The organism is Roseivirga sp., assembly GCF_034669765.1.
Lineage (GTDB): Bacteria > Bacteroidota > Bacteroidia > Cytophagales > Cyclobacteriaceae > Roseivirga.
This window is the reverse complement of sequence record NZ_JAXMOQ010000003.1, coordinates 495,501-508,475: the sequence shown is the minus strand read 5'-3', so window position 1 is coordinate 508,475 and position 12,975 is coordinate 495,501. Positions and strand designations below refer to the sequence as shown.

The window sequence follows — 12,975 nt, the reverse complement described above, 5'->3', positions numbered from 1 at the left end:
TGTTGCATTTTGATAAATCGTATATTGAAGCAGTTTTTAATTCCTGATGATGAAATCAAACCCATACAAACTACTCAGTTATAATCTTTTTGTTGTTTTATTTTTATTGGCAGGATGCAAATCTGCCGAAAAGAAGAATTCACCTGAATTTACTGTGAAAGAGGCGCGTGAATTTTCTCTGAATACCGAAGGAGTAAAGGAAGTAGCCCCCTCTAATATGATTAAAGATGCAATTAGACTAAAAGGTGAGATAGAGTCTGTAAAAGGTGCTTCCGATCGTGGTAATACTTACGTTTTTGTTGTCGAGGAAATAGTGAAATACGGGGCTACATTTGCTACTGTGGCGCCTGAAATTGGAGATAAGATAAGTATTGAAACCCCCGCAGACGTCCAATTTAGCAAAGGTGATAAGCTGTTAATTGATGTTTTGACCCCAATTACTAAAACGAAAGAAATGCTTAGCGCTACAATGGTTCAAAACTAAGCAACCATGAAACCACTCTGGAAGGCAGGATTCCTGACGGTAATACTTTCTTTACTCGCCTACTTTATTTTTAAGAGTGACGGTCAATGGCATATTAAGGAGTACCACCGAACAATAGTCTTTGAAGCCGTACCCGATTCACTCAAAATTAAGGAGAACGAGGCTGAATTTGAGAACCCAATCAAGCGACTTCAATTTGAATACGAGATGCTCGCCAATCCTACAACAGGTAAAATACCTTTGGGAATAAGAGAAAAGGAACTTCTTTTTGCTAAGACGCAGAAGAGTATTTCACATTTGAATATTCGGATGCAAGCAAGTGGTACAAGTCAAACTCAAGCGTCTTCTTTTGCAAGCCGAGGGCCCTATAATATTGGCGGAAGAACCCGTGCGCTGGCAATTGATATTTCAAATGAAAATGTGATTTTGGCTGGGGGTATTTCAGGAGGCGTTTGGCGATCAGCAGATGCTGGACAAACTTGGGCAAGAACGTCTTCTGTAATGCAGTTGCCAGCAGTTTCTGCTTTAGTGCAAGATCAACGTACAGGCAATACAGGTACATGGTTTTACTCAGCAGGTGAACTTTTCGGTAATTCAGCTTCTGCCAATGGTGCATTTTATCTTGGTGATGGTATTTTTAAATCTATAGATGGGGGGCTTTCGTGGGCGGTAATACCTACTACCACTCAAAATAACAATACCAATCTAGGTGATTTCGGTTTGGTAGGAGAAATAATAATTGACAATTCTAATGCTGATGTACGTGAAATGTATGCTGCTAGACTTGGTAATATTGTGAGAACCACTGATGATTTTGCCACTTATACTACTGTGTTGGGCGCTAATAATACTGGCTTTTCCTATAGTGATGTGACTATATCCAGTAATGGCGTTTTAATAGCAGCGATTGCCAATAATGTAAATAACGGACAAAATGCCCAGGAAGGAATTTACAAGTCTGACGATGGCTTGACTTGGGTTAATATTAACCCGTCTTCAGGTTTACCAAATTCATATGAAAGAATTGAAGTCACATTTGACCCTCAAAACGAAGACGTGTTTTATGCTGTAGGTTCTAGTTTTTTACTTAAACATACCATCAGTACTGGTGAATGGGTTACACTGACTGGTAATCTAGGTATTTCTACGGATTCTGGACAAGGGCATAACACTCAAGGAGGTTATAATTTAATCATGAAGGTTCATCCTTCAAGTTCAGACACTATTTTTATTGGGGGAACAAACCTTTTGCGAAGTACCTCGGCCTTTACTAACAGTTTTGATCGAGTTAATATAGGTGGGTATAGAGAGGATAATAATTCAGAGAGCTTCCCCAAATACAATAACCATCACCCAGATATTCATGCCTTAGTCTTCTATCCGTCAGACCCAAATAAAATGCTTTCAGGATCAGATGGGGGAGTTCATGTAACACTTGATAATGCTGTTGCTGGCTCGAGTAGTCCGGTAGTTTGGCAGTCCCTGAACAATGGTTACCTCACCACACAGATTTATGCTATTGACTATTACCGATTTAATAGAGGAGATGAACTTTTGATTGCTGGAATGCAGGATAACGGAACTTGGGGTGCAAATGAAAACATAGCCAACACTGATTGGGTTGAAATTTTTGGTGGAGACGGTTCATATAATGCGATCACCTATAATTCATTGTATGTTTCTGCCCAAGAGGGTCAATTAAGGAGGTTTGAGGTCAATACTGAAAGCAATACCTATGAATATAAAGGAGATATCTCTCCGAGTAAAGATGATGCTGACTTTTTGTTCGTCAACCCGTTTATTTATGATCCTGTGAACCAAGACCAAATGTATGTTGGGGCAAAGGGTGGAGTGTTTTACACCAACGATATTCGTGAGAATCCTGGGGTTGGCGAGTGGATTAAAATCTCAATGGGTGCGGCAAGAATAAATGATTTTGTGTCAGCTCTTAGCGCTTCTATTGAGCCTGAAGGAGTACTTTATTTCGGAACACGCAACGGAAAAATATTTAAAGTGGCTGACGTAAATAGCGACCCTACTCCTAAGGAGATTACGGGAAGCAATATGCCAGGAGGAACTATCACCAGTTTAACTGTTGATCCAGCGGATGCAAATCGAGTATTTGCCACTTACGGAAACTACGGAATTGTGAGTGTTTGGATGAGTGAAGATGGCGGGCAAACATGGGGCTCTATTTCAGGAAATCTCGAAGAAAACACTAATGGATCGGGGAGTGGCCCTTCGGTACGCTATATAGAAATATTGCCAAATGGAGCCTCTCCCATTTACTTTGCAGGGACATCTTTAGGGCTTTATAAAACTTCCGTTTTGGATGGTGATAACACCGTTTGGATACAGGAGGCCTCTAGTGTTATAGGGAACTCAATTGTCAGCATGATTAAAGTCAGGCCTGTTGAAGGGCAAGTAGTGGCGGCTACACATGGTAATGGTGTTTTTCAGGCCGGTTATGATGTAGCTTTTGCTCCAAACATCAACTATTCAATCAATTATGCAACACAAGAGGCGACTCTCAGAGGCCCCATTTCATTTACAACAGGCGCTGGTTTTTCATATCAATGGATTAAAGACGACAAAGATATTTCTGGAGCAACCAGTTCAGAATTATTGGTTTCAGAGCCTGGTATTTATAAACTGAGGGTTACAGATCAATTAGGGCCAGTGGAAGTTTCCAATGCTATTAATCTAAAATTAGATAAAACAGCACCTGTTGTAAGCTCTATTGTTAGGCTAAACCCAACGCAAGAGCAGGTTGAGGCTATCGAGGTTAGTTTTCAGCTTACTTTTGATGAACCTGTTCAAGGACTCACTACTAGCTCATTTGAACTCGCTGGAGCAGCATCAGGTAACATTGCTTCAGTTTCGTCTGTTTCCTCTACGGTATTCAATGTTCAGGTGGACAATATTAGTGGAGCAGGCTTACTAGACTTGAATATTAAATTAGAATCTGGGATTATGGATCTATTCAAGAATGCTTTTGGTGGATCCATATTAAGTGAAGAGACTTATATTATTGTTGATTTAACAGGGCCTAAGGCTAGTATATCAAGATCACAACCCACTTCTGAAGAAACGAACAGAGCGGAGGTCGCATTTGCTGTTGATTTCAACGAAGCCGTTAAAAATGTAGGGGTAGAAGATTTTGAACTGTCTTCAACGTCAATCTCAGGGAACATCGAGCGTGTAAGCTCTAGTTCATCTTCAGGCTATTTGGTATTTGTTACTGGCTACTCCACAAATGGACCAGTGAATCTTGATTTTAAATCTAGTACGGATATTAAGGATATGTCTGACAATGTTTTTGACACTAACCTTATTTCGGAAGAAAGCTATATAATCAACGCTGCCTTGGCACCAACCGCTACAATTAAGCGTAATGCACCAACCGTATCATCAATCAATCGTCCGGATGTGCTTTTTGTGGTTGAGTTTTCTGAAGATGTAACCAATGTTGATATTGCAGATTTTGAATTGAGCTCAGGGAGTATTTTGGCTACAGTGTCGGAAATCACAGAGGGTTCGCCAAGTAAATACTTTATTAAGGTGAATGGATTTTCAACCGAAGGTTTAATCGACCTTGACTTCATCAATAATACAGGAATTGAAAATAATGGAGGAAATGTGTTTACGGGTGGGCTTACGCTAGAGGAAACCTTTACGGTTGATTTTTCAGCAGGGCCCAGTGCCAGTATTGAAAGACAATCCCCTTTAACGGAAAACACTAACCTTACGGAAGTAACCTTTGAAATCACATTTTCAGAAGGAGTGACAAATGTGGATTTAAGCGACTTCGAACTTTCATCAGTCTCAGCGGATGCAGTGATTCAAGGCATATTCTCTAGTGTCTCTAATACTAGTTACTTGGTAATTGTTGAGCAGATTGAGTCTGATGGGCTGATAGATTTAGATATTAAATCTTCTCATAACATTGAAAATGCCGAAGGTAATCGATTTAATGGAACATTCACTTTGGACGAAACCTACACTGTAGAAAATATCATTACTGGAATAGATGATGATCCGTTGATGATCGATTTGACAATTACAGTAGAGGAGAATCCGTCTTCAGGTGTTTTTAGAATTAGATTGAATGCAGATATCCCTTTGGGTTTAAATTATATAGTTACTGACAGCCAAGGAGTAGAGGTTTTAAATGGAAAAGTGGTCAGTTATTTCATGGATAACATAATAAAGCTTGACTTAAGTACTGTGGCAAACGGTGTATATGTGTTAAGAATGGAGACTCATTACGGTTTTATTCAAGCAAAATTGTTAAAACAACAACAATAAAATATATCTTTAATGTTCATCTGAAAATCCGTTTAGGAAAGCTATGCCATTTGGAGAAAAATAATAATCCAACGGTATACTTATAAACGTAGATGAAAGCAGAAATACCTTAGACTACACTTATATGAATAAGATTAGATTGCGAAACTTGGGAGTTGTTGGAGCGTTTGTAGTGCTGTTTTTAATCTACTTCGAGTATCAATCGTCAAGGTTATTCAATGTAAATACTGAGCCAAAGTTCGTGATTGCTCAAGCGGAAGATTCAAATGAAGAAGCAGAAGCTGAATCAGAAAATCCTCAAAAAAGGCTTGAATACGAAATGGACATGTTAAAGGATCCTTCAACTGGAAAGATTCCCTTTGACATTCGTCATAAAGAATTATCATATGTTCGAGCTTTAAATGAAACTGATAGAAATAATATCAGGTCTTCTGCTGCAGGTATTTCGCAAACCAACGCATCTCCTTTTGTGAATTTTGGGCCCTTTAATATTGGAGGTAGAACTAGAGCCCTTGCTATTGATGTATCGGATGAGAATATCCTTCTTGCCGGGGGGATTTCAGGTGGGGTTTGGAGAAGTACAGATCAAGGCACTTCATGGACACGCACTACGAATTTCGATCAAATACCATCAGTGACAACAATTGTTCAGGACATAAGAACTGGTAAAACAGCGAATTGGTATTACGCAACAGGTGAGAATATCGGTAACTCTGTTTCCGAAACGGGTGCATTCTATTTGGGAGATGGTATTTACAAATCTACAAATGGAGGTGTTTCATGGAGTTTGATTTCTGGAACAGCAATCAACTCAGTTTCGAGTTTGGGGAAATTTAGTTTGGTGAATAAGCTGGCGATTGACTACTCAAACCAAACAGAAACAGAACTTTATGTCGCAGGATTAAGTAAGATATATAGAACGGTAAACGATTTTCAAAGTGTTACCACAGTATTAGGACTTTCAAATACAGGAGTTGGTAACTCGGCAGACATTGCGATAGCAAGTGACGGAACAATAATTGCAAGTATACCTAACAAGTCTAGTAATGGTTCGAATGCAGAAGAAGGCATATTTATTTCCTCGGATGGCATTAGCTGGACATCGATAACCTTACCAGCCGCATGGCCATCAACATTCAGAAGGGTTGAATTGGCTTTTGATCCGCATGATAGTAATTTCTTTTACGCACTTGGAGAATCTTTCTTTTATAAATACGACAGGAGTACTTCTACATGGACTGCACTTACAGGTAATATTAATGTGAACAGTGAGTCTGTAGAAGGATTTGATGGTCAAGGGGGGTATAATTTAGAGGTGGCTGTTCACCCTGGGAATCAAAACACTGTATTTATTGGAGGAACCAACCTTTTAAGATCGCCAAATGGTTTCACTTTGGAAACGGATAGAAAACACATTGGTGGCTATACCGGTACTGGAACTGCGGGGCCTTATGAAAATCATCATCCAGATATTCATACACTTTCATTTTTGCCTTCTGATCCTAAAAAAATGTTTTCGGGTTCTGACGGTGGGGTTCATATAACAAATGACAATACAGCGAGTACTGTGGTTTGGACTTCACTCAATAATGGTTACGTTACTAGCCAGTTTTATACCGTAGATCTTTACCGCGATGATCGTGGTGACAATCAAATCATAGGGGGAATGCAGGATAACGGAACTTGGGCAATTTTTCAGAATAACCCAATAGGTGTATGGATACAAGCCTATGGTGGTGATGGGGCCTATTCAGCAATAAGTTATAATTCGTTGTATGCTTCAGCTCAAGAAGGCCAAATGGGAAGGTTTGAGCTTGTTGACAACACTTATCAAGCTTCAGAGGATATTGCTCCAACTGATGACAGCGATGAATTCCTGTTTATAAATCCGTTCATTGTAGACAGGGTCAATCAAGATCGTATGTATGTAGCGGCTAAAGGTAAAATTTATTACACCTACGATGTTAGAAAAAACCCAGGTAAGGGGGAATGGGAGGAAATTAGTGGTACTGGGATTACCAGTCAACCGGTAGCTGCATTGGCCACTTCTGTTCAACCAGAAGGGGTGCTTTACTTCGGAACTACCACCGGAAGACTTCAGAAAATAGCTAACACAAAGGAAATCACTTCAGTGGAAAATATATCGGCAAGTAACTTACCTCAAGGTGCTTCGGTGACTAGTATTGCAGTTGATCCAAGAAATGCCAATCGCGTATTCGTGACCTTTGGAAATTATGGAGTAATAAGTGTTTGGATGTCAGAAGATGGAGGAGGGACTTGGTCTTCCATCTCTGGTAACCTTGAAGAAAATGCTAACGGGAGTGGGAATGGACCATCGGTTCGGTCTATTGAGATTTTGCCAAATGGAACTTCCGGAGAGAAGATGTTTGTGGGTACTTCTACAGGTTTATATATGACAAGTAGTTTAAATGGAAATAGCACAGTGTGGACGCAGCAGGCTACTAGTATCATAGGCAATAGCATCGTTAATATGGTTAAGGTAAGGCCTATTGATGGAAAAGTGATTGCGGCTACACATGGTAGTGGGGTGTTTGTGGGTTATTATGATACTGGCTTTAATCCAGAGATTAATTATTCAATGACGGGCGAAAGTAGTGCGGTTTTAAGAGCTAACCAGTCGTTTAATCAAGGACAGGGCTTTGGTTTTAAGTGGTTTAAAGATGGTTCAGTAATATCTGGGCAAACGGGAGCTGAGCTTATTGTAAACGCTAATGGCACTTATAAATGTGAGGTCACTGACCAATTGGGGCCTGTTGCATTTACCAATGAAGTTGCTTTCAATTTTGATGTGGTTGCGGGCATAGATGACGACCCAATTCAAGTGAGTGCTCAGGTAAGCCCAAATCCGTCCAACGCAGTCTTCAACGTGAATTTAGATGCGGCATACGCTACTGGTTTTGATTATACCATTGTAAATAGCAATGGCAATCAAGTAATCACAGGTAAGAAGGAATTTTATAATACAGAAGAGAGATTTCGAGTGAATTTGAGTACAATGCCTGATGGGCTTTATATTCTGAATGTCAATAATGACAAACGTAGAGATATAATTAAACTATTGAAGCAATCGAACTAAGGGAGCTTTAAAAGAGAATATTGAAACGGCTGTGATTTTTAAATCGCAGCCGTTTTTATGTTTTAGAACGAATAGATTTTATGATGAGTAATGCAGAAATCAAGCGGAATGTCATACGGTTGAGAATAGGGGATATGGTCCAGTGGAGGTGTAATCGCCAAGCCTACCTTGATTAATTTGTCTCCGGCTTGTGCGAGGAACTTGTCGTAATAACCACCACCATAGCCGATTCTAAATCCTTTTCTATCAAAGCTTATGAGTGGGACAAACACCACGTCTAGGTGATTAATATTGAAGAGCTCCTCGCCTAGGGGCTCGGTCACTCCAAAGTTGCTGACCATAAGTTTGGTGGTGGAATCGTAGGCGATATGTTCAAGGGTCTTTGTTTTCGTGTTTACCCTAGGTAGCACAACTTGATGTTCTGATGTTCCAATCAGCTTTTTAAAAAGTGGGGTGGTGATTACTTCTCGCATCTTGGCGAGCGGGAGGTACATATGAATGTTTTTAAACTGGCGTTCTGTTATGAGCTTGAATGCTTGTTCACAAACTAATGCCGATCGGAGTGCAAGTTCTTCATGCGTAAGAGTTTTACGCTTGTCTAAAAACACTTCTCTGAGCACCTTTTTAGTCATGAGCGGAAATTAAATGAAACTTGTAATCGAAGGCATCTAAGTTGTTCAGGCAATTCTGAATAAAAGCGGGGTCGCTCAGATAGAAGTTTAAGAAGTTGTCTTTTCGCTCTTGAGGGCTTCCACCGGGAAACAGACTTTCCTTAATGGCCGAAATACGATTCACCAAAACCTCGTGATTTCGCTTTTCTGCTTTCAGTAGTTTCTTCTCAATTTTATTGATGGAATTCTCTGCTCTTTTACGCTCAGCTGCCACTAACTTTTCGAGCGTAACATCAATGGGTTTGGCGACTTTCAAAATGTCTGAAAAAATGGATTTCAACTGATCTAACTCTTTATTTAAGCTCAGTTGATTTACCGTATTCTCTTTTACTTTTTCTTGAGTTAAGATTTCTTCTGGTTTGAAAATATCTTCAAAGCTCAGTCCTGATTTTTCAATTTTACGCTGAATGTTTGGAGTAACCACACCCGCGAAATTTCGAGGCATTAGCATCGGGAAAGGTGTTTCAAAATGAGTGAATACCTCTTTCAATTGAAGCCAATACACCAATTCAGATGGGCCACCCACATAAGCCAAATTCGGCAAAATCATTTCTTGATATAGTGGTCTTAATACCACATTTGGACTAAAGCGGTCAGGGTGATTTTCTATCTCTTCCCGTAATTCGCTTTCTGAAAAACGTATTTCGGTATCCAGCACATGAAATTTACCATCTTCTTTTACAAGACGTGAGCGTACATGTTCCTTTAAATAGAAGAAGTTGATCTCTCTTGGAAATACCTGTGTTTTATAACCTGCTTTATCTAACTGTGCCGAAGTTTCGGTAACGCAGTCATTCGCAGAATGCTTGAAGATATCGTCAAACATAACAGGCTTGAGGATGTTTTTAAGATTAGCGTTGTCGGCATCAACTACTACTAAACCTTCATTACCAAAAAGTGCATTTACATAATGTCTACCTGCTTCGGCCAGCGTATTTTTCTTTAAATAAGCCTCTTTGAAAAATTCAGGCAGACTAATGATCTCGTCAAAAATCGGCTTAAGTGATTTTGGATCAAACCGTCCAACGGCTCCAGTCTGATCAGTTTTCCAACTGAATTTTTTGCCATTAAAACGGAAGTAACTGATTTCTTCAAAATCATGATCTTCCGAAGCCATCCAATAAACAGGCACGAAATCGTAGTCCGGGTATTGCTTCTTCAACGCTTTGCAAGCATTGATTACCGTTACAATTTTATAAATGAAATAAAGCGGACCCGTAAATATGTTTAACTGATGACCTGTAGTGACTGTAAAAGTGGTTCCAGCTTTTAGAAGCTCAATGTTTTGCGCTGTGGCTTCGCTTAACTCAAAACCATCATATTGCTTTTTCAGCACTTCTGATAGAACCACTCGGTTTTCATTACTGAAGTGTTTTTCTTCAATCTGAAGCTTGAAATTTTCAATGCTTGGCAAACGATTGTAGAAGTCTGTTAAAGCTTCTTTTCCTCCGATGTAATCCAAAAATGACCTTGAAAAGCTGTTCGTTTTATTGAAAGGTATTTTGCTCAATAGTACTTGTGATAGTTCCGAAACAGCCATAGTCGTTGGTTACAAAGGGTTTTATTTGTTAGATCAGCCTTGACAGCAATTCAACCTAATGCAGCATAAACATGAAAAGTGCTTAAACTGGTTCACCATAAAGATCGAATTCTGTAGCATCTGTGATTTTAATATTCGCGAAATCGCCAATTCTTAAGTGATGTTTTTTAGCATCGATGATTACTTCGTTATCTACTTCTGGTGAATCGTGTTCCGTTCTTCCGTAGTAGTTTCCGCTTTCTTTTCTATCGATTAGCGTTTTGAAAGTCCTGCCAATTTTCTCTTGGTTGATTTCGTTGGAAATTTCTTCCTGTATGCCCATTACGATATTGGCCCTTTCTTGTTTCACTTCATCGGGTACATCGTCAACATAAGAATAAGCATGAGTGTTTTCTTCATGCGAATAGTTGAAAATACCCAATCGATCGAAACGCATTTTCTTCACGAAATCGACCATGTCATTGAAGTCTTCTTCAGTTTCGCCAGGGTGGCCAGCAATCAAAGTAGTTCGAATGGCGATACCCGGAACTTTAGCTCTGATTTCTTCAATCAGCGCTTCAGTTTTTTCACGGGTTGTACCTCTACGCATCAATTTCAACATTTTGGTAGAACCGTGTTGAAGTGGGATGTCTATGTAGCTACAAATGTTGTCGCGCTCTGCCATTACCTTTAGCGCATCCATTGGGAAGCCAGTAGGGAAGGCGTAGTGTAAACGGATCCATTCAATGCCTTCAACATCAGAAAGACGTTCAAGCAATTCAGCAAGATTTCGTTTTTTGTAAATATCTAAACCGTAGTAGGTGGAATCTTGAGCAATAAGCAGCAATTCTTTTGTGCCGTTTCTGGCTAAGTTTTTTGCTTCCAAAACCAATTCTTCAATAGGGCGAGACTTATGTCCACCACGCATTAAAGGAATGGCGCAGAAGGAGCATGGTCTGTCGCAGCCTTCCGATATTTTTAAATAAGCATAATGATTTGAAGTGGTGATGATTCTTTCTCCCACCAATTCGTGTTTGTAATCTGCTTTAAATTTTTTGAGAAGCGCAGGTAGTTCCATAGTGCCGAAGAAGGCGTCTACCTGAGGAATTTCAGCCTCAAGGTCATCCTTATAGCGTTGAGAAAGGCAGCCTGTTACGTAAAGCTTTTCAATTTCACCATCGTCTTTGGCATCCGCATAACGCAAAATGGTATCGATTGACTCTTGCTTGGCATTATCTATAAAGCCACAAGTGTTTACAATGATGATATTGGCATTGTCTTTTTTAGACTCGTGAGTTGTTTTGATTCCGTTACCCCTCAATTGAGTGAGCATCACTTCTGAATCCACTAAGTTTTTTGAGCAACCTAGCGTTACAATGTTAACCTTGTCTTTCTTCAGTCCCTTCGTTTTCATTCCTTATTGCATTAATGCGCAAAGGTAATGAATTCTAAAGGCTTGGTAATTTATTTTCTCTTCTTCCTAAAGGTAATTGGAACAACTTCGTCAGTTGGCATTCCAATTTGGTAGAGCTCCCAGTCAGGGTCGTATTTGCCTAATATCTGACGAATGCAGTCTACTCGATCTTCACTTGGGTTTTCGCAGTCGGCCCAGTGGAACACTTCGACTCTGTAATTGTAGGATTTTTTCTCACCGTTGATTCTTACTTCGACTTCAATGTCTTGTTCTCCAGTGATTTGAGGAATGTTAATGGCTATGGCTCCCATAATCTATGTACGTTAATGAACAAATGTTTTCTATCCGCTTATATTTTAACAAGGGTAGTGCCAAGAAGTTATTATATTGATTACCAGTATTTTAATTAAGTAATAGATTGACTAGTGCTCGTTATAGGGCAGTGAAATGTTCGGTTTCGAGCGCAGAAATACGGGAGGGGGAGTTCAGATTACTTCTTGAAAAGCGAATCTACAAACTCGGCTTTATTGAATACCTGGAGGTCTCCAACTTTTTCGCCAACTCCGATATATTTCACCGGAATTTTGAACTGGTCAGAAATACCAATTACTACTCCACCTTTGGCTGTGCCATCAAGTTTTGTAATGGCCAACGCTGTTACTTCGGTAGCTTTGGTAAACTCTTTGGCCTGCATAAATGCATTTTGACCAGTAGAACCGTCAAGTACCAATAAAATTTCATGAGGAGCTTCTGGCATGAACTTCTGCATCACTCGCTTGATTTTAATCAGCTCGTTCATCAAGTTCACTTTGGTGTGTAGTCTTCCTGCAGTGTCAACGATAATGAGATCAGCCCCCATCTCAACTCCTTTTTTTACTGCATCAAAAGCTACAGCAGAAGGATCGGTGTTCATGCCGTGTGCTACAACCGGAACATCGATTCGTTCTCCCCAAAGCTTCAATTGATCTACAGCAGCGGCCCTAAACGTATCGGCAGCACCTAAAACAACGGATTTTCCTTGTTTCTTGAACTGGGCAGCCAACTTTCCAATGGTAGTGGTTTTTCCTACTCCATTTACGCCCACCACCAAAATGATGTGGGGCTTATGAGTAGTTGGGAGCGTGAACTCTGTAAGGTCTTCAGAATTGTTTTCAGAAAGGAGTTCTGCAATTTCTTCTCGAAGAATTCTATCGAGTTCCGTTGTATTGAGGTATTTGTCTTTGGCGACACGCGCCTCAATACGCTGAATAATTTTGATGGTGGTTTCAACCCCAACATCAGATGTAATTAGAATCTCTTCTAACTCATCGAGTATTTCATCATCAACTTTGGATTTACCGGCTACGACACGACTCAGTTTGGAAAAGAAACCATCTTTGGTTTTTTCCAGCCCTTTGTCGAGCGATTCTTTTTTTTCTTTAGAGAAGATTCCAAATAAGCCCATAATCGTACGTTAAATTAGCAATAAAAAAGTCCCTCAAG

8 protein-coding genes are annotated in these 12,975 nt (G+C 39.9%); 3 read left to right on the top strand and 5 right to left on the bottom strand.

Annotation, left to right across the window (positions count from 1 at the left end; genetic code table 11):
- Window positions 1-46: 46 nt before the first annotated feature.
- The 3 genes from VOI17_RS08380 (at window position 47) to VOI17_RS08370 (ending at window position 7,889) form a co-directional block, all read left to right on the top strand.
- Window positions 47-484, top strand: a complete 438-nt coding sequence (locus tag VOI17_RS08380; protein ID WP_323756794.1) for a hypothetical protein — start codon at window positions 47-49, stop codon at window positions 482-484.
- Window positions 485-490: 6 nt separating this feature from the next.
- Complete coding sequence (locus tag VOI17_RS08375; RefSeq protein WP_323756793.1) at window positions 491-4,792, top strand: hypothetical protein; 4,302 nt, start codon at window positions 491-493, stop codon at window positions 4,790-4,792.
- A 124-nt stretch (window positions 4,793-4,916) separates the two neighbouring features.
- A complete protein-coding gene (locus VOI17_RS08370; protein WP_323756792.1) occupies window positions 4,917-7,889 on the top strand; it encodes a T9SS type A sorting domain-containing protein in 2,973 nt (990 codons plus the stop codon).
- A gap of 62 nt (window positions 7,890-7,951) precedes the next feature.
- Here the strand turns inward: VOI17_RS08370 and VOI17_RS08365 are convergent, their stop codons facing one another.
- The 5 genes from VOI17_RS08365 to ftsY all read right to left on the bottom strand — a co-directional run bounded on the left by VOI17_RS08365 (window position 7,952) and on the right by ftsY (window position 12,937).
- Window positions 7,952-8,521 (bottom strand): 5-formyltetrahydrofolate cyclo-ligase, encoded by a 570-nt coding sequence (locus VOI17_RS08365; protein WP_323756791.1) that lies wholly within the window; start codon window positions 8,519-8,521, stop codon window positions 7,952-7,954.
- Window positions 8,514-10,100 carry a bacillithiol biosynthesis cysteine-adding enzyme BshC gene (bshC, locus tag VOI17_RS08360; protein ID WP_323756790.1) on the bottom strand — a complete coding sequence of 529 codons (1,587 nt, stop codon included), beginning with the start codon at window positions 10,098-10,100 and terminating at the stop codon, window positions 8,514-8,516. Before bshC ends, VOI17_RS08365 begins: the two co-directional genes overlap by 8 nt.
- Before the next feature lie 82 nt (window positions 10,101-10,182).
- Window positions 10,183-11,493: a 30S ribosomal protein S12 methylthiotransferase RimO gene (gene rimO / locus VOI17_RS08355; protein WP_323756789.1), complete on the bottom strand. Its 1,311-nt coding sequence runs from the start codon at window positions 11,491-11,493 to the stop codon at window positions 10,183-10,185.
- 50 nt (window positions 11,494-11,543) lie between these two features.
- Window positions 11,544-11,804, bottom strand: coding sequence for a hypothetical protein (locus VOI17_RS08350; RefSeq protein WP_062300302.1), 261 nt, complete (start codon window positions 11,802-11,804; stop codon window positions 11,544-11,546).
- A gap of 179 nt (window positions 11,805-11,983) precedes the next feature.
- Entirely contained in the window at window positions 11,984-12,937 is a 954-nt protein-coding gene (ftsY, locus tag VOI17_RS08345) for a signal recognition particle-docking protein FtsY (protein WP_323756788.1), read from the bottom strand.
- Window positions 12,938-12,975: the final 38 nt, after the last annotated feature.

Excerpts from the sequence above, each read along its gene's own strand:
- VOI17_RS08380 (WP_323756794.1), top strand. The coding sequence starts at position 47 with ATGATGAAATCAAACCCATACAAACTACTCAGTTATAATCTTTTTGTT.
- VOI17_RS08375 (WP_323756793.1), top strand. The coding sequence starts at position 491 with ATGAAACCACTCTGGAAGGCAGGATTCCTGACGGTAATACTTTCTTTA.
- VOI17_RS08370 (WP_323756792.1), top strand. The coding sequence starts at position 4,917 with ATGAATAAGATTAGATTGCGAAACTTGGGAGTTGTTGGAGCGTTTGTA.
- VOI17_RS08365 (WP_323756791.1), bottom strand. The coding sequence starts at position 8,521 with ATGACTAAAAAGGTGCTCAGAGAAGTGTTTTTAGACAAGCGTAAAACT.
- bshC (WP_323756790.1), bottom strand. The coding sequence starts at position 10,100 with ATGGCTGTTTCGGAACTATCACAAGTACTATTGAGCAAAATACCTTTC.
- rimO (WP_323756789.1), bottom strand. The coding sequence starts at position 11,493 with ATGAAAACGAAGGGACTGAAGAAAGACAAGGTTAACATTGTAACGCTA.
- VOI17_RS08350 (WP_062300302.1), bottom strand. The coding sequence starts at position 11,804 with ATGGGAGCCATAGCCATTAACATTCCTCAAATCACTGGAGAACAAGAC.
- ftsY (WP_323756788.1), bottom strand. The coding sequence starts at position 12,937 with ATGGGCTTATTTGGAATCTTCTCTAAAGAAAAAAAAGAATCGCTCGAC.